The 15,599-nt window shown below is 69.5% G+C and carries 18 protein-coding genes and 1 pseudogene; 5 read left to right on the forward strand and 14 right to left on the reverse strand.

Annotated elements, in window-relative coordinates; genetic code table 11:
• The first annotated feature begins 109 nt into the window (after positions 1 to 109).
• Entirely contained in the window at positions 110 to 1,090 is a 981-nt protein-coding gene (locus tag H0488_RS06010) for a MaoC family dehydratase (RefSeq protein WP_220794248.1), read from the forward strand.
• Positions 1,091 to 1,126: 36 nt separating this feature from the next.
• On the opposite strand, the gene H0488_RS06015 is transcribed toward H0488_RS06010, so the two are convergent.
• Positions 1,127 to 1,924 (reverse strand): SDR family NAD(P)-dependent oxidoreductase, encoded by a 798-nt coding sequence (locus H0488_RS06015; RefSeq protein ID WP_183098381.1) that lies wholly within the window; start codon positions 1,922 to 1,924, stop codon positions 1,127 to 1,129.
• A 494-nt stretch (positions 1,925 to 2,418) separates the two neighbouring features.
• On the opposite strand from H0488_RS06015, the gene H0488_RS06020 reads away from it, so the two are divergent.
• Entirely contained in the window at positions 2,419 to 2,697 is a 279-nt protein-coding gene (locus tag H0488_RS06020) for a hypothetical protein (RefSeq protein WP_183098382.1), read from the forward strand.
• A 70-nt stretch (positions 2,698 to 2,767) separates the two neighbouring features.
• Positions 2,768 to 2,962 (forward strand): annotated as a pseudogene (locus tag H0488_RS25230) (RidA family protein); the annotation flags it as partial.
• 379 nt (positions 2,963 to 3,341) lie between these two features.
• Here H0488_RS25230 and H0488_RS06030 read toward each other — a convergent pair.
• The 13 genes from H0488_RS06030 to urtA form a co-directional block, all read right to left on the reverse strand.
• The gene (locus H0488_RS06030; RefSeq protein WP_183098384.1) at positions 3,342 to 3,530 is read right to left on the reverse strand and encodes a hypothetical protein; all 189 of its coding nucleotides are present in this window, start codon (positions 3,528 to 3,530) and stop codon (positions 3,342 to 3,344) included.
• A gap of 108 nt (positions 3,531 to 3,638) precedes the next feature.
• Positions 3,639 to 4,736 carry a tyrosine-type recombinase/integrase gene (locus tag H0488_RS06035; protein ID WP_246371518.1) on the reverse strand — a complete coding sequence of 366 codons (1,098 nt, stop codon included), beginning with the start codon at positions 4,734 to 4,736 and terminating at the stop codon, positions 3,639 to 3,641.
• Positions 4,737 to 5,548: 812 nt separating this feature from the next.
• Positions 5,549 to 6,295, reverse strand: coding sequence for an urease accessory protein UreD (locus H0488_RS06040; RefSeq protein ID WP_183098386.1), 747 nt, complete (start codon positions 6,293 to 6,295; stop codon positions 5,549 to 5,551).
• Positions 6,279 to 7,016, reverse strand: a complete 738-nt coding sequence (ureG, locus tag H0488_RS06045) for an urease accessory protein UreG (protein ID WP_183098387.1) — start codon at positions 7,014 to 7,016, stop codon at positions 6,279 to 6,281. The genes H0488_RS06040 and ureG overlap by 17 nt, the downstream gene beginning before the upstream one ends.
• On the reverse strand, positions 7,009 to 7,665 hold the full coding sequence (locus tag H0488_RS06050; protein ID WP_246371519.1) for an urease accessory protein UreF: 657 nt from the start codon (positions 7,663 to 7,665) through the stop codon (positions 7,009 to 7,011). Before H0488_RS06050 ends, ureG begins: the two co-directional genes overlap by 8 nt.
• Positions 7,665 to 9,371, reverse strand: a complete 1,707-nt coding sequence (locus H0488_RS06055) for an urease subunit alpha (protein ID WP_183098388.1) — start codon at positions 9,369 to 9,371, stop codon at positions 7,665 to 7,667. Before H0488_RS06055 ends, H0488_RS06050 begins: the two co-directional genes overlap by 1 nt.
• On the reverse strand, positions 9,364 to 9,696 hold the full coding sequence (gene ureB / locus H0488_RS06060; protein WP_183098389.1) for an urease subunit beta: 333 nt from the start codon (positions 9,694 to 9,696) through the stop codon (positions 9,364 to 9,366). The genes H0488_RS06055 and ureB overlap by 8 nt, the downstream gene beginning before the upstream one ends.
• A gap of 8 nt (positions 9,697 to 9,704) precedes the next feature.
• On the reverse strand, positions 9,705 to 10,007 hold the full coding sequence (locus H0488_RS06065; RefSeq protein ID WP_183098390.1) for an urease subunit gamma: 303 nt from the start codon (positions 10,005 to 10,007) through the stop codon (positions 9,705 to 9,707).
• A gap of 4 nt (positions 10,008 to 10,011) precedes the next feature.
• Positions 10,012 to 10,692 (reverse strand): ATP-binding cassette domain-containing protein, encoded by a 681-nt coding sequence (locus tag H0488_RS06070; protein WP_183098391.1) that lies wholly within the window; start codon positions 10,690 to 10,692, stop codon positions 10,012 to 10,014.
• Positions 10,685 to 11,467: an urea ABC transporter ATP-binding protein UrtD gene (gene urtD, locus H0488_RS06075; protein ID WP_183098392.1), complete on the reverse strand. Its 783-nt coding sequence runs from the start codon at positions 11,465 to 11,467 to the stop codon at positions 10,685 to 10,687. The genes H0488_RS06070 and urtD overlap by 8 nt, the downstream gene beginning before the upstream one ends.
• Positions 11,464 to 12,522, reverse strand: a complete 1,059-nt coding sequence (gene urtC, locus H0488_RS06080; protein ID WP_183098393.1) for an urea ABC transporter permease subunit UrtC — start codon at positions 12,520 to 12,522, stop codon at positions 11,464 to 11,466. Before urtC ends, urtD begins: the two co-directional genes overlap by 4 nt.
• A complete protein-coding gene (gene urtB / locus H0488_RS06085) occupies positions 12,519 to 13,403 on the reverse strand; it encodes an urea ABC transporter permease subunit UrtB (protein WP_183098394.1) in 885 nt (294 codons plus the stop codon). Before urtB ends, urtC begins: the two co-directional genes overlap by 4 nt.
• 93 nt (positions 13,404 to 13,496) lie before the next feature.
• Entirely contained in the window at positions 13,497 to 14,738 is a 1,242-nt protein-coding gene (gene urtA, locus H0488_RS06090) for an urea ABC transporter substrate-binding protein (RefSeq protein ID WP_183098395.1), read from the reverse strand.
• A 341-nt stretch (positions 14,739 to 15,079) separates the two neighbouring features.
• Between urtA and H0488_RS25235 the strand changes: the two genes are divergently transcribed.
• Both H0488_RS25235 and H0488_RS06100 read left to right on the forward strand, forming a co-directional pair.
• Complete coding sequence (locus tag H0488_RS25235; RefSeq protein WP_376768457.1) at positions 15,080 to 15,178, forward strand: transposase; 99 nt, start codon at positions 15,080 to 15,082, stop codon at positions 15,176 to 15,178.
• Positions 15,154 to 15,297 carry a hypothetical protein gene (locus H0488_RS06100; RefSeq protein WP_183098421.1) on the forward strand — a complete coding sequence of 48 codons (144 nt, stop codon included), beginning with the start codon at positions 15,154 to 15,156 and terminating at the stop codon, positions 15,295 to 15,297. The genes H0488_RS25235 and H0488_RS06100 overlap by 25 nt, the downstream gene beginning before the upstream one ends.
• The last annotated feature ends 302 nt before the right edge of the window (positions 15,298 to 15,599 follow it).

Consider the following 15,599-nt stretch of genomic DNA (forward strand, 5'->3'; position numbering starts at 1 on the left):
CAGCAGCCGCCGGCCGTGGCGCGACCGTCGTCGACGGCGCCCTCGTCGACGAGGCGATGGCCCTTGCGGCGCGCAAGGTGCTGGGCAAGGCATCGGGCACGGTGAGCGCGTGACAGCGGTGGCCGGTCCCTGGTTCGACGACCTCCGCGTCGGCCAGGTCTTCGACACCGCACCTGGCTGCACCCTCACGGAGGGCAGGGCGGCCGCCCACCAAGCGATCGTCGGCGACCGCTGGCGGCTGTCCTTGGACGACGAGCTGGCGAGGCGGGTCGCCGGTGGCCGACCGGCGAGCCCGGCATTGGTCTGGAACGTGGCGATCGGGCAGTCGACGCTGGTCACTCAGCGAGTCCGCGCCAACCTCTTCTACCGTCGGCTCGCCCTGCTCCGGCAGCCGCTGCTCGGCGACACGCTGTCCACCACGACCACGGTGGTGGGCCTCCGCGAGAACTCGCGACGCCCCGGCAGGCCCCCGACTGGCCTGGCGGCGCTGCGGATGACGACGAATGACCACGAGGGCCGCCCGGTCCTCAACTTCTACCGCTGCGCCATGCTCCCGCTCCGCGACGGAGCGGAGACCGGACACGACGACGACCTCGATGCGGTCGGCACCGAGGGTTCGCCCATCGACCCGGCGGAGCTGGTGCCCGAGTGGGACCGCGACGCCTACGTAGCGGCACTCGGAGGCCGTGGCTCCGAGGGCGCCCCGGGTTCGGGGACGGTGCTCGAGGTCGCGACCGGGGACGTCGTGTCGAGCGCCCCCGAGCTGGCCCGTCTGACACTCAACGTGGCAGCCGTGCACCACGACGCGCACGTCGCCGGCGGTCGAAGACTGGTCTACGGAGGGCACACGATCGCGATCGCCGCCTCCCAGGTCCTCCGAGCGCTGCCCGACCTTGCGACCGTGCTCGCTTGGGAGTCCTGTGACCACGTCGGACCGGTCCACGAGGGTGACACGCTGACCACCCGGGTCACCGTGGACCGCGTGCTCACGACGCCCGGCGGGTGGCGCACCGTCGACCTCCGGGCCGAGGTCGTGGCGGACCGTGACCGGGCAGTTCTGGATTGGCGGTTCACGGCGCTGGCGCCGTGACTCCCAGGCCGGTCGCCGGCAGCGGCGCTGGCGGGGTCACGGCATCGTGTAGCCGCCGCTGACGCTGAACAGCTGACCGGTGACCTGTCGGGCAGCCTTGTCGGACGACAGCCACAGGGTGGCGTTGGCGATGTCCTCCGCCGTGGTGAGCCGTCCGAGCGGGGTGTCCTTGAGCAGGTAGGCCGCCTGGTCGTCGTTGAACACGTTGTCCTTGCCGACGGCCCACAGGCTGCTCCCGCCCACGGCCTCGGGCCCGTCGGGCACGACCAGCCCGGGGCACACGACGTTCGAGCGGATGCCGTGGCGGCCGTGCTCGCGCGCCGTGGTCCGGGCGAGGGCGACGACCGCCGCCTTCGTCGCGCCGTAGACGCCCTGGCGGATCTGGCCGAAAGCCGACTCGCTGGCGATGTAGACGATGGAGCCGTGGCCCTGCTCGCGCATCGGAGTCAAAGCGGCCTGGGTGGCGCTGATCGCGGTGTAGAAGTTGACCTCGACGGTGCGTTGCCAGTTGGCCCGGTCCGTGTTCTTGGCGATGAATCCCGGCACGCTCCAACCGGCGTTGTTGACAAGCACGTCGAGCCCGCCCCACAGGTCGACCGAGCGTCGGACGGCGCGCTCCGCCTCGTCCTCGGTAGTCAGGTCGCCGATCGCAAGCTCGACCGCTGCGGCACCGGAATTGAGGGCCTCGCTCCTAACTCGCTCTGCTTGGTCGCCGTCGATGTCACTGAGCACGATGCGGCAACCTTCCGCGGCGAACCCGTGAACGATTCCGCGTCCGATGTTCGAAGCGCCGCCCGTGACCAGCACGCGTGCGTCCCTGAGTCCCAGATCCATTCAGCTCTCCTCGATGTCCGGTACCAGGGGCGCGTGATGTGCGGACAGGCGACTCGGATCCTCGTGTAGCACTCAACCTTAATCTAAGTTCGAATTGTTTTCAGGTTGGAGGCGGCGCCTGATCGCCACGACGGCGCGGCGTTGGCACCGCTGGAGGTATGCATCCTCGATGCGGCGGGATGCCCGCGCCGACGGTCATCCGTCAGTGTGCGTGACGGGACGATGCTCAACTTGTCCGGCTGGGACCGGACAGCGATCGTCGGGTCGACCGACTGTGCCTGGGTTGTGTCGAAGTTCGCGGATCAGCGCGCGGGTCGCGGGGGGGGGGGGGGGGGGGGGGGGGCTTGTCGCGTTCTCCACCATCGAGGAGCTGGCTAGCCTTGGCATCCCCCTCCACGTGCGCCCCGAAGAAGAGCGGCTGGCCGCCATTCCGCAACGATGGGTACGCGCTGGCCCGCCTCCCGGACAGCTCCGAGGACTTGGTAGCCATCCCGGTGCCCGTCCTGTCCGAGCACGGCATCGCCCTCGCCGCCACTAGCCTGGTCGGCCGCCGAGGCAACCTGGACGTCGACGTTGCGGTTCCGCTGCTCAAGGGCGCCGCCGCCGAGCTAGCGATCATCTTGAACGGTCAGCGCAACCTCAACGTCGAGCCGGTCCCCGATGAGGACGGACCGGGCGCACGTCCCGGTGGCGGCCGGTCATCCACGGCGACACGGCCTACGCCGCGGCGCTGCCCATCCACGCTGACGGCAGTCGCGATCCCGGCGACATGACCAGTCAGGCACGCACCACCCTCGCGAACCTCGACCGAACCCTCAGTCTGGCCGCCGAGCGGCCGGCGCGGTCAGGTACGACGTGCTGTCAGTCCACGCATTCCTCACCGACCTTGCCGACACCCACGCCTTCGATGAGGCATGGCGCGAGCACTTCGCAGCGCCTTATCCGGTACGCGCATGCGTCCAGCCGGCCGGGTTACGCACCCGTGGGGTCAGGCTCGAGCTCACCGCCGTCGCTGCACTCATCCCTCCACCGGCCTGAGAGCTGAGCGTGCCGCCGTCTGGGACTAGCTCGTTCCGCAGTGGCCTTGCGTCTGATGGACCGCTGTCTTCGTACCCCGGCATCCTCGACGCGGCGCAACAGGTGCGCCCAGGTACCCGCAGAAAACCCCCTTTGGACATCGCTCCTCCGCTCCATGGTCCTGGGGCATAGCCGAATCGCGATCCATCAACTGCGAGGTCCGCGGGGCGATGAGAACAGCAGGGACGAGCTGCGGAGGGCGAAGAGGGAATTGCCAGGTCGTGCATCTCGACCCAGAATGGGTTGGAGCCGTCGTGGACCCACCACTTTGGGTAACCGGCCTCGAGCGAGACCTTCAGAGGCCGGACACCGACTGTGCGCACTGAGTCAGACAGGACGTTCAGAACATCGCTTGGCGGGCGTCGAGGCCGTGGACGTCGGCGCGGTCGAGGGTGACCGGCGGGACGTCAGCCAGGTCGCCGCGGGACTCGATCTTCACGGTGTCGATGCCGCGCTCGGACTCGGTCGGCGGCGCGGGCGTCACGGGTAGCGCGGCGGAGATCCATGCTGTCAGCCAGGTCCTTGGCATCGACGGTGCCGTCTGGTGTGGCGGGCTGGGCCGCTCCGTTTCCCACGACCCACCGCACGCTGCGAGCTGGCGCCACCTCGAAAGCTTCGGGGGTGCCGCATTTCGCAATCAGGACGGGCGGCCCTGGACGCGCGTGAGCGCGTCGAGGTTGCGTTGGTCGGTGTCGGGGAGGGTGTGGAGATATTTCTGGGTAGTTTGGATCTGGGAGTGGCCCATCCGTTCCATGACGGACTTGAGGTCCGAGCCGCCGGCGAGCAGCCAGGACGCGTGGGCGTGCCGCAGGTCGTGGACGCGGACGGGGAAGTCGACTCCGCTGGCCTTTACGGCGGGGAGCCAGACCCGGGTGCGGAAGGTGTTGCGGGAGATCGGGGTGCCGGCGGTGGTGGCGAACAGCAGGTCGTCGCGACCGATGCTGTTGGTCTTGATGTGCTCGGCGATCGTGTCGAGCCAGGCTTGACGCACGCCGAAGATGCGGGGTTCGTTGTCCTTGGGGTAGGGCTTAGCCAGGTAGCGTTGCCCGGTGGGGGAGTGCTTCTTGGAGACCTCGACGATCGTCTCCTCCACGGCCAGGGTGCGGCGCAGGAAGTCGATGTGCCGGGGTTTGAGCGCGATGAGCTCGCCCCAGCGGAGGCCGGCCTCGATCAGGGTCTCGATCATCAATCGGTGCTGGGTGGGGAGCGCGGTCAGGAGGCGGTCGAACTCCTGTGGGGTCAGGGTGCGGGACTTGCGGGTGATCACCTTGGGTAGCTCGGTGTGGTCGCACGGGTTGTAGACCAGGACCCTGTCCTTAACGGCCCGGCCGAAGATCGAGGACAAGAAGACGTGGTACTTGCGGATCGACCTCGGCGAGAGCCCCTCGGCGTGGGCTTGGGTGACCCAGTCCTGCACCAGTGAGGGGGAGATCCGGTTGAACTTGCGCTTGCCGAAGAACGGGTAGAAGTGTTTGTTCAGGTTAGAGGAGTAGGCGGCAAGGGTGGAGGCCTCCACGTGCTTGTTGGGCAGCCACTCCGTCTCGACATACTCGCGGAAGGTGATGTCGCCCAGGGAGGAGTCGTGCCATGAGCCGGCGAGGACCTTCTGTTCTTCGCGGTTGGCGGCACGTTGGGCTTCGCGGCGGGTGGAGAAGGACCCGGCCGAGCGTTTGTGGCCGTCGGGGTCGCGGTAGACGCCCATGTAGGTGGTGCCGCGTGCTCCGGTGCGTTCCATGATCCACGCCATCGCCTGAGACCTCCCGAGAACTGTCTTGTGGGCCAGTTGTAGGCAAAGTCGGCGTGGATGCGCTGCGACGTCTATGGATGTCCGTGGAACCGAAATGTGCCTCTGGCCTGCGAGTTTACCCGAAAGCTGAGCGTGGAGCGAGGGCCGAATTCGCCCGTAGGTTTAACTCATAACCCAGAGGTCGCAGGTTCAAATCCTGCCCCCGCTACAAAGAGAAACACCAGGTCAGAGGCGGTTTTCGGAGAGATCCGGAAGCCGCCTCTGGCGTTCTCGACAGCGACCTATAAGCACTTGGCAGCAATGATGGCGGCGTTCAGCCCGTTCGGGGCTGCGAGACGACTTACACGAGCGTGGACCGAGCTGGACGGACCGGGATCTCATCAGGCGTGACCGGACGCCGATTCAGGCGCTCGGTGGGCAGATGATCGGGGCATTGGCCCAGAGGTCACGGCCCGCACCGTGTGCGGGCCCGAGGGACAAGGTCAGTAGGCCGCGCGCGACCGTCCCGCCCAACGAGCTCGCGCGCGCCTGCTACGCGCGCTGGGGCCGCTGGCGCCGACGCTCAACGCGGTGGGGGAGTCCTGCTACAAGGCGCTACTCTTCCTCGCTCGGCTGGCGAGGTGTGCGGGTCGGTCGACGTCGCTGCGGTGCGGCGGATGCGGGGCGGGCACTTCTACTCCAGTTTTCGGGGGCTGATGCGGCTGGACGGCAACCTGGTCGACCAGGACGTCTAGGTCGCCGAAACGGACGGCATCGGGTTTCGCGTGGAGCAGCAGATCGCGCGCGCTCATTGAGCTGCCTCAGCCAATCGCCTTCAGGGCGTCCCGCCAGGCGTCGGGCAGCGCGGCCTGGTGCGCCTGGGCGCCGAGGCGGCGCCACAGGTGCCCGCCCGCATCGAGGTCGTAGCGGTCGGGCACTGCCGGGTCGGGGGCGAGCTGTCTGCCCAGCAGGAGCACCGAGCAAAGGACCCGATGTCCGCCGAGGAGTCCCGGGGCTGTCGCGGCGTCGAGCGGCAGCTCTTCGACCAGCACGGGGCTGCGCTCGACCGCGACGGTCGTGTGCTGACGCATGCCGCCCGGCCGTTCGCCGTACCGGCCGAGGACGAGGGTGTCCCGGATCGCGACCCCGGCGCCGGCTGCCAGCTCGAGGTCGAGGCGACGGCTGACGTCGGCCCCGGCCGCGACGACGAACGGCTCGCCCGCCCAGGTCAGGACGGCGTCGCGGCCGAGCCGGGCCCGGACGTCCCAGCGGGCCCGGTCGCCGCGCATGTCGAAGGCCACGGTGCCGCCGGGCTCCACGAGGTCGAGCCGGGCGCCGGCGTCGACGGTGATGTCGACCTCGATCGCGTCGCCGGCCAGGAGGAGGGCTCCCTCGGGCACCAGGCTGATCCGTGCGGCCCGTGCGTCGTGGTGGAGCACCATCGGTCGCACGAGCGCGGTGGAGGGGTCGGAGCCGGTCATCGCGCTCCGGACCCGGCAGCGGCCCCCGTCGGGGTCCGCGCTGACGCGGATGCGGGTGCGGCCGACCCGCTCAGTGCTGGTGAGCATGGCTGTGCCGCGCCATCGGTCCCGGGTCGCGGGGGATCAGTGCGCCGGTGCGGTGGGAGGCGAGGATCCCGGTGACCCACGTGATCAGCTCCTCGACGCTGGCGCGATCGGTGCGGGACAGGCCGAGCACCGGTCGGGCCGCGCGCACGGCCCTCGCGTCGCCGATCATCCGGGGCACGTCGACCCCGACGTACGGCGCCAGGTCGGTCTTGTTGACCACCAGCAGGTCGGCGCGTTCGATCCCCGGCCCGCCCTTGCGAGCGACGTCACCGCCGCCGGCGACGTCCAGCACGAAGATCTGCGCGTCGACGAGCGCGGGGGAGAAGGTGGCGGTCAGGTTGTCGCCGCCCGACTCGACCAGGACGACGTCGAGGTCGTCGTAGTCCTCCTCGAGCTCCTCGATCGCGAGCAGGTTGGCGCTGATGTCGTCCCGGATCGCGGTGTGGGGACAAGCGCCGGTCTCGACCGCCCGGATCCGCTCGGCCTCGAGCACGCCGGCCGATCGGAGGAACCGCGCGTCCTCGTCGGTGTAGATGTCGTTGGTGATGACCGCCAGCTCGAGCGTCGCTGCGAGCTCCCGGCAGAGCAAGGCGATCAGCGAGCTCTTGCCGGTGCCGACCGGGCCGCAGACGCCGAGTCGCAGGGGGCGGTCGGGGTGTCCGTGCTGTCCGTGCTGTCCGGGGTGGTGGCTGTCCTCGTGGTGGGGGGCGTGCTCAGGCACGGAAGAGCCTCCTGTTGGTGACGGCGTGGGCCTGCGCCCAGACCTCGATCTGCGGACATCCGACGGCCGGGATCTCGCCTGGAGAGGTGAGGTCGGCGACCTCCGCGGCCAGAGCAGCGATCTCGGGCAGCGCGGCGGCCACCCACCCGGTCGCGACGGCCGGGTCCAGGGGCGCCAGCTTGAGCGCGGCCGCGCACACGGTCTGCACGTCGTCGTACCCGACCAGACGCGCGAGCGAGCCGGCGGGAAGGCCGAGGTGGGCGGCGACGGCGCCGAGGACGGTCGCCCGGGAGGGTGCGAGGAGGTCGTGCAGCGGCGCCAGGGCCTCCGGCCAGAGCAGCCCGGCGAGTCGCCTCAACGTCCGTCCCTGGCCCCGCGACGCCTGCCGGAGCGCGCTGCTCGGCGTGCGGGCGGCCCAGGCGACATCGACATCGGCGAGGTCGCCGCCGCAGGCGGCCCGGTGGCGCGCGACGACGGCGGAGCCCGCCTCGACCAGCGTGACGCTGCGCAACCGGGTCCGGAGGTACGCCGGGACGTCGTGCGCGGTCAGTCCGTGGGCGAGCGCGGCCTCGACCGTGCCGGACTGCGTGTGCCCGCCCACCGGGAGCCGCGCGTCGGCGAGCAGCATCAGCACCAGTTCGTGGTGCATCAGAACATCGCGTACAGCTGGGCGAGGGGCAGCGTCTCCACGGGCGCCGGCACGACCCGCTCTCCGTCGACGTCGATCTCGAACGTCTCGGGATCGATGTCGATCCGGGGGAGGGCGGTGTTGTTGACCATCGCTGCCTTGGTGACGTCGCGGGTCGGGGTGACGCCGGCGAGGCGCCGCCGGAGCCCGAGCCGGTCGGCCAGCCCGTCCGCGATGGCGGCCGGCGCGACGAAGCTAACCGAGTACGCGCTCGCGTCCGCCATCAGCGTCGGTCGCATGAGCACCGGCTGGGGGGTGGGGATGGAGGCGTTGGGGTCGCCGAGGGCACCCCAGACGAGCGCGCCGCCCTTCATCACGACCGACGGCCGGATCCCGAAGAAGCGCGGGTCCCACAGCACCAGGTCGGCCAGCTTGCCGGCCTCGACGGAGCCGACCTCGTGGGCGATGCCGTGCGCGATCGCCGGGTTGATCGTGTACTTGGCGATGTAGCGCCTGGCCCGGAGGTTGTCGGCGGGACCGCCCCCGAGGTCGGCGTGGTCGCCGTACCTGGCCTTCATCACGTGCGCCACCTGCCAGGTGCGGCAGACGACCTCCCCGATGCGGCCCATCGCCTGGGCGTCCGAGGACGTGATCGACAGCGCGCCCCTGTCGTGCAGGACGTCCTCGGCGGCGATGGTCGTGGCGCGGATCCGGGACTCGGCGAACGCCAGGTCCTCGGGCACCTGCGGGTTGAGGTGGTGGCAGACCATGAGCATGTCGAGGTGCTCGGCCACCGTGTTCACCGTGTGCGGGAGGGTCGGGTTGGTGGACCCGGGGATCACGTGGGGGAGGGAGGCGACGGTCAGGATGTCCGGTGCGTGCCCACCGCCGGCCCCCTCGGCGTGGAAGGCGTGGATGGAGCGGCCGGCGATCGCCCCGATCGTCGACTCGACGTACCCGGCCTCGTTGAGGCTGTCGGAGTGCAGCGCGACCTGCAGCCCGAACTCGGCCGCGGCGCGCAGCGCGGCGTCGATCGCGGCCGGGGTAGAGCCCCAGTCCTCATGGACCTTGTATGCCGCCGCGCCGGCGAGCGCCTGCTCCGCGAGTCCCGGCGCGCTCACCGTGTTGCCCTTGCCCATCAGGAGCACGTTGACCGGGAGGTCGTCGAGCGCGCGGTGGACCGCCGCGAGGTGCCACGGTCCCGGCGTGACGGTCGTGGCCTTCGAGCCCTCGGAGGGACCGGTGCCGCCGCCGCCGATCGTGGTGATGCCGGTGGCCAGGGCCTCGTGGACCTGCGAGCGGGACAGCAGGTGGACGTGGATGTCGATCGCCCCCGCCGTCAGGATCTTGCCCTCGCCCGACACGACGTCGGTGCCGGGCCCGATCACGAGGTCGGGATGCACCCCGTCGGCGATGTCGGGGTTGCCCGAGCGGCCCAGGCCGGCGATCCGGCCGTTCTTGATCCCGACGTCCGCGCGCACCACGCCCCAGTGGTCCAGGACGACGGCGTTGGTGATCACGGTGTCGAGCGCGCCGTCGGCGTTCGTCATGGTCGACTGCGCCATCGACTCGCGGATCGACTTGCCGCCGCCGAAGACGGCCTCCTCGCCCCCGACGGTGCGGTCCTCGGTGACCTCGATCCAGAGGTCGGTGTCCCCGAGCCGGACCTGGTCTCCGACTGTGGGTCCGTAGAGCGCGGCGTACGACGCCCGGCTGATCTCAACCATGTCGCCCGGCCCCCTTGACCTGGATCCCCGGGACGTGCCGCCGACCGCGCAGGGCGACGAGGTCGACCTCCTGCGATGCTCCGGGCTCGAACCGTCTCGAGGTGCCCGAGGCGATGTCGAGGCGGAACCCGGTCGCCGCGTCCCGGTCGAAGGCCAGGGCCGTGTTGACCTCGGCGATGTGGATGTGAGAGCCGATCTGGACGGGACGGTCGCCGGTGTTGGTGATGACGACCCGCAGCCGCTCAGCGGCGGTGCGGTCGCCGTTGAGGACGATGGTTCCGTCGGCGACCCGGATCGCGCCGGGCCCGGACGTGGTGGATGCCACGGTGTCTCCTAGGCGATCGGGTGGTGGAGGGTGACGAGCTTCCTGCCGTCGGGGAAGGTGGCCTCGACCTGGACGTCGGTGATCATCTCGGCGACGCCCGCCATCACCTCGTCGCGCGACAGCACGTCGCGTCCCCGCTCCATCAGGTCGGCGACCGAGGCTCCGGCCCGGGCCTCCTCGATGACCCAGCAGCTGAGGAGCGCGACGGTCTCGGGGTAGTTGAGCCGGATGCCGCGGGCGCGGCGGTCGCGGGCGACCATCCCGGCCACGGCGAGCAGCAGCTTCTCGGTGTCCGCAGGGGTCAGGTGCATGGCGTCAGACTGCCATCGCGGCACGGACAGCGTCGATCGCCGCGGGCCCGCCGTCGCCACCGGACGTGACGCGACCGGACTCGAGCACGTAGTAGCTGCCGGTGGCCGCCAGCGCGAACCCGACGTGCTGCTCGACGAGCAGCACCGAGAGGTCGCCCCGGCCGGTGAGGTCGGTGATCACGCGCTCGATGTCGGTGACCACGTTGGGTTGGATCCCCTCCGTCGGCTCGTCCAGGATGAGCAGGCGCGGCCTGGTCAGGAGCGTGCGCGCGATCGCGAGCTGCTGGCGCTGGCCTCCCGACAGCAGCCCTGCCCGCCGGGCGAGCAGGCCGCGGAGGGCGGGGAAGGTGTCGAGCACCTCGTCGATCGCCGGCCGGGCGGTGGTGATGAGCTGGAGGTTCTCCAGCGTCGTCATGTGGGGGAACGACTGCTGTCCCTGCGGCACGTAGCCGAGTCCCCTCCTGACCCGGGCGCTGGGCCGGAGCGACGTCACGTCCTCACCGTCCAGGACGACGGTGCCCGTCCTGACCGGGATCAGCCCGACCGCGACCCGGAGCAGCGTGGTCTTGCCGGCCCCGTTGTGGCCCATGACCGCGACCGCGCCGGCGGCCGGCACCTCGATGCTGACGTCGTCGAGCACCATCGTCCTGCCATAGCCGGCGGTCACTCCTCGCAGCTCAAGCATGGGTCGTCCCTTCCACGGTCCGGCCGAGGTAGACCTCCTGGACCTCGGGACTGGCCTGGATCTCGGCGACCGACCCCTCGATGAGCACCTTGCCGGCGTGCATCACGGTGACGACGTCGGCAAAGCTCCTGACGAAGTCCATGTCGTGCTCGATGACGACGATCGTGCGCTCCTCGCCGATCCGCTGGAGGAGCGCTCCGGTCTCCTCCCGCTCCTCGGCGCTCATGCCGGCAACCGGCTCGTCGAGCAGCATCACCTTCGCGTCCTGGACGAGCAGCATCCCGATCTCCAGCCACTGCTTCTGGCCGTGCGCGAGCACTCCTGCCGGTCGGTCCCTGAGGTCCGCCAAGCCGACGGTCTCGAGCGCGTCGGCGACGTACGACGGGACGCCGCGCCGTGCCCGGAGCAGCGCGAACGGTGACCGGTGGACGCCGCCGGCGATGTCGAGGTTCTGCAGGACGCTGAGCTCCTCGAAGACGGTCGCTGTCTGGAAGGTCCGGCCGATGCCCGCCCTGACGATCTTGTGCGACCTCACGCTCAGCAGGTCCTGGTTGCGGTAGCGCGCGAGCCCGGTCGCGGGGACCAGGCCGGTGACGGCGTCGACCAGCGTGGTCTTGCCCGCGCCGTTCGGCCCGATGAGGAAGTGGACCCGACCCTGCAGGAGAGTCAGGTCGACACCATCGACCGCCTTGAAGCCGTCGAAGTCGACGGTCAGCCCGCGGACCTCGAGGTAGTCGAGGCCCAGGTCGTCCGGGTTCGGGTGGGGGAGCCTCATGCCGGGGCCGCCTTCCGACGGGGCAACCGGCTCCATGCCTTGCCGAACAGGGAGGCCAGGCCAGCGGGGAAGAGCAGGATCACGGCGATGAAGAGGGCGCCGAGGAAGTAGGTCCACTGGTCCGGGAAGGACTCCGACAACGTCGACCGTCCGTAGCCGACCGCGATCGCGCCCAGAGCGGGGCCGAGGAGCAGCGCCCGCCCGCCGAGCGCCACGCCGGCGATGAGGAAGATCGATGCGGTCGCGTCGACGTCGGAGGGCGAGATGATGCCGGCGATGGGGGCGAACATCGCCCCGCCGATGCTGGCCATCACCGCGGCGATGACGAACGCCGCCAGCTTGACGTTGGCCGGGTCGTGCCCGAGGAACCGCACCCGCTCCTCGGCGTCGCGGGTGGCGACCAGCAGCTCGCCGAACCGGCTGCGGTAGAGCTGCCACACCACGACCAGGCAGGCGACCAGCAGGCCCGCGGCGATCGAGTAGACCATCTTCTTGTTGACCGGGTCGTAGAGGTTGTAGCCGAAGAAGAAGGTGAACTGATTGAGGCCGTTGAACCCCCCGGTCTCCTGGATCGTCGCGATGAGCAGCGTGGCGAACACCACGGCGAGCGCCTGGGTGAGGATCGCGAAGTACGCGCCCTTCACCCGTCGCTTGAAGACGGCGTAGCCGAGGATCGCGGCGGCGATGGCAGGCAGCGCGACGATCGCGAACAAGGTGAAGGCGCCACTGCGGAAGGGCTCCCACCAACCGGGCATCGTGCCGTCGCCGTACAGCAGCATGAAGTCCGGGATGCCCTCGGGGCCGGCCGCCTCGAGCTTCAGGTGCATGGCCATCGCGTAGCCGCCGATGCCGAAGAACACCCCCTGCCCCATCACGAGCATGCCGCCGCGTCCCCACGCGAGGCCGATGCCGACGGCCGCGATGGCCCAGCAGCAGTACTTGCCGAGGTTGTTGAGGCGGAACGGGCTGAGCACGGCCGGCGCCACCACGAGAAGGAGGACGGCGAGCACCGCGATGGCGACCAACGGACCGTAGCTGCGGGCGAACGACTTCATGCCAGCCCCCGGCTGCGGACGACGAACAGCCCCTGCGGGCGCACCTGGAGGAAGACGACGACGAGCGCGAACGTCGCCACCTGCGCCATGCTCGCGCTGGTCCAGTCGGCGAAGAAGGACGTCGCGATGCCGACGGCGAACGCCGCGATCACCGTGCCCTTCAGCTGACCGAGCCCTCCGGCGACGACGACGAGGAACGCCGAGATGATGTACGCCGTACCGAGGCGTGGGTTGGTGCCGGAGATGAGCGACACCGCCACGCCCCCGATCCCCGCGAGCCCCGATCCGACGAAGAAGGTGATCCGGTCCACGGTCCGGGTGCGGATTCCGACGGTCTCGGCGAGGTCCCGGTTCTGCACCGTCGCGCGGATCTGCCGGCCGAAGGAGGAGTACTTCAGCAGTGCGGCGAGCGCCGTGAGCGCCATCAGCGCGAGGACGATCGTGAACATCTGCCGGTAGGGCCAGTGGTAGCCGAAGACGTCGATGTTGCCCTCGAGCCAGCCCGGGGTGCGCACCGGGTCGCCCTGGGCCCCGAAGACGTCCTTGGCCAACTGTTGGAGGACCAGCCCGACCCCGACCGTGACGAGCAAGGTGTCGAGCGGACGGCGGTACATCCAGGAGATGACCGTGACCTCGAGGAGCAGGCCGAGCAGCCCTGCCACCAGGAACGCGACGGGGAGCGCGACCAGGACCGAGACGTCGGTGTTGGTGACGACCTGCTGGGTTAGGTACGTCGCGTACGCGCCCGCCATCAGGAACTCGCCGTGCGCCATGTTGATGACGCCCATCTGGCCGAAGGTGAGAGCGAGGCCGAGTGCGGCGATGAGGAGGAGCGCGCCGGTCGCGGTGCCGGCGAGCAGGGGGGTCGTGAACGAGTCCAAGGAACGTCTCTCCTGAGGCGCTGGTGCCGGGGATCCCGCGCCGTGCGGCGCGGGACCCCCGGGAAAGCGGGGCGTACGACGGTCAGCTGGACGTCACTCCGCGCTCGGGTCCCACCAGTCGTAGCCCTCCAGGAACGGGTCGGGCTCGATCGGCTCCTCCGACGACCACACGATGTCGAACTGGTTGTCGGAGTTGATCCGGCCGATCAGCCCGGTCTTGGCGATGTGATGGTTCTCCCCGTCAATCGTGACCGTGCCCTCGGGGGCGTCGAAGGAGACCCCGTCGGCCGATTCGTTGATGTCATCGACGGCGAAGGAGTCGGCGGCCTCCACGAGGTTCTTGTAGAGGTAGAGCGAGGTGTAGGCCGCCTCCATCGGGTCGGACGTGGGCCGGTCAGACCCGAACCGCTCCTTGAAGGCGTTGATGAACACCTCGTTCGCCGGGCTCTCCACCGACTGGAAGTAGTTCCAGGCGGCGTACTGGCCGGTGACGTCCTTGCCCATCGCCGGCGCTTCCTCCTCGGCGATGGAGACCGAGATGATCGGGGACGTCTCCGGGCTCAGCCCCTGCTCGTAGTAGGCCTTGATGAAGCCGACGTTCGACGAGCCGTTGATGGTGTTGAACACGAAGTCGGGATCGGCCTCGACGATCTTGGCCACCTGGGTGGTCCAGTCGTCGTCGTCCAGCGGCACGTACTCCTCGCCGACGATCTCGATCCCGAGGTCCGCGGCGTACTGCTTGATGATCTTGTTGGCCGTGCGCGGGAACACGTAGTCCGACCCTGCCAGGAACAGGGTCTCGACGCCCTCGGAGGCCAGGAAGTCCATCGCCGGGATGATCTGCTGGTTCGTGGTGGCGCCGGTGTAGTAGATGTTCTCCGACGCCTCGAGCCCTTCGTACTGCACTGGGTAGAAGAGCAGGCCGTTGTTGGCCTCGACCACCGGGAGCATGGCCTTGCGCGAGGCCGAGGTCCAGCCACCGAAGACCGCGGCGACGCAGTCGCTGGTGAGCAGCTTGTCGATCTTCTCGGCGAAGATCGCCGGGTCGCTCGCGCCGTCCTCCTCGACGAACTCGATCTCCTTGCCGAGGATGCCGCCGTCGGCGTTGATCTCCTCGGCGGCGAGTGTCAGCGAGTCGCGCACGGTCTGCTCGCTGATCGCCATGGCCCCGGAGGTGGAGTTGAGGAACCCGAGCTTGATGGTGTCACCGGAGGTGTCGACGCAGCTCTCGGCTGCCGATCCTTCTCCGTCCTTGTTGCCACAGGCGGACAAGCTGATCGTCGCCGTCAGGGCGACGACGGTGCCGATTACGTGGCGGGTGCGTGGTGAGAACACGACTGGGCAGCCCTCTCGATCGTCTGCGCGGCGAGTTGCCCGCCGGGCGATGACTGGGCACAGCGGCGTGCCCCCGGTTGTCGAGGACCGTAGGGAGGGCGCGTTTCAAACTATTGCCAAGTGGTATTAACTCGTGATTACGAGCGGACCGCGTGTCGCTGCCGCAAGTGCGTGCACCGGTTGCTGCTCTAAGCTTTCGCCGTTGTGCGGCCCCCCGATTTTCGGTCCAGAACTTGTGAGAATCCATCCACAAGTGAGAGGACCGGTGTGAGGTCCTGATGGCTGCAGCGAAGAAGTTGACCCTGGAGCAGATCGTGGCTCGGCTGCGTGATGCGGAGAAGATGCAGGGCAGGGTTCCACGATCGATCCCGCACGTGTGTAAGAAGCTCGGGGTCAGTGAGCAGACGTTCTACCGGTGGCGTTCGAAGTACGGGGCGTGAGAGCAGGACGAGGCGATCCGCTGAAGACGCTGGAGCAGGAGAACGCCCGGTTGAAGCGGATCGTTGCCGAGCAGGCGCTACATCTCGATGCTCAAGGACTGGCGAAGGGAAACTCCTGAGCCCGGCCCGGCGGCGGGACGCGGTGGCGATGCTGGTGCGTAAGCACAAGGTCAGCGAGCGCCGTGCCTGCTGGCTGGTCGGGCAGCACAGGTCGACGAACCGGTACGCCCCGACGCCCTCGGACTTCGTGGAGAAACTGGTCGCGCGGATGATCGAGCTGGCCGATCAGCATCCGAAGTGGGGCTACAGGATGGTCAGCGGGATGCTGGACGCGGAGGGCTGGCCGACCTCAAACAGGTGCTGGACCAGAGAACCGGGAATAGCGCAATCTGCGCCACTCGAGAAGTGGTGTGCCCAGGGT

This window comes from Nocardioides pelophilus, assembly GCF_014180685.1.
In the GTDB taxonomy this organism is placed as follows: Bacteria; Actinomycetota; Actinomycetes; order Propionibacteriales; family Nocardioidaceae; genus Nocardioides; species Nocardioides pelophilus.

What these genes read in the sequence shown, in the direction of transcription:
- H0488_RS06040 (WP_183098386.1), bottom strand. Translation starts at nt 6,295, where the DNA reads ATGCTCACCAGCACTGAGCGGGTCGGCCGCACCCGCATCCGCGTCAGC.
- H0488_RS06050 (WP_246371519.1), bottom strand. Translation starts at nt 7,665, where the DNA reads ATGCACCACGAACTGGTGCTGATGCTGCTCGCCGACGCGCGGCTCCCG.
- urtC (WP_183098393.1), bottom strand. Translation starts at nt 12,522, where the DNA reads ATGAAGTCGTTCGCCCGCAGCTACGGTCCGTTGGTCGCCATCGCGGTG.
- H0488_RS25235 (WP_376768457.1), top strand. Translation starts at nt 15,080, where the DNA reads ATGCAGGGCAGGGTTCCACGATCGATCCCGCACGTGTGTAAGAAGCTC.
- urtD (WP_183098392.1), bottom strand. Translation starts at nt 11,467, where the DNA reads ATGAGGCTCCCCCACCCGAACCCGGACGACCTGGGCCTCGACTACCTC.
- H0488_RS06055 (WP_183098388.1), bottom strand. Translation starts at nt 9,371, where the DNA reads ATGGTTGAGATCAGCCGGGCGTCGTACGCCGCGCTCTACGGACCCACA.
- H0488_RS06070 (WP_183098391.1), bottom strand. Translation starts at nt 10,692, where the DNA reads ATGCTTGAGCTGCGAGGAGTGACCGCCGGCTATGGCAGGACGATGGTG.
- H0488_RS06030 (WP_183098384.1), bottom strand. Translation starts at nt 3,530, where the DNA reads ATGCCAAGGACCTGGCTGACAGCATGGATCTCCGCCGCGCTACCCGTG.
- H0488_RS06035 (WP_246371518.1), bottom strand. Translation starts at nt 4,736, where the DNA reads ATGGAACGCACCGGAGCACGCGGCACCACCTACATGGGCGTCTACCGC.
- H0488_RS06015 (WP_183098381.1), bottom strand. Translation starts at nt 1,924, where the DNA reads ATGGATCTGGGACTCAGGGACGCACGCGTGCTGGTCACGGGCGGCGCT.
- H0488_RS06065 (WP_183098390.1), bottom strand. Translation starts at nt 10,007, where the DNA reads ATGCACCTGACCCCTGCGGACACCGAGAAGCTGCTGCTCGCCGTGGCC.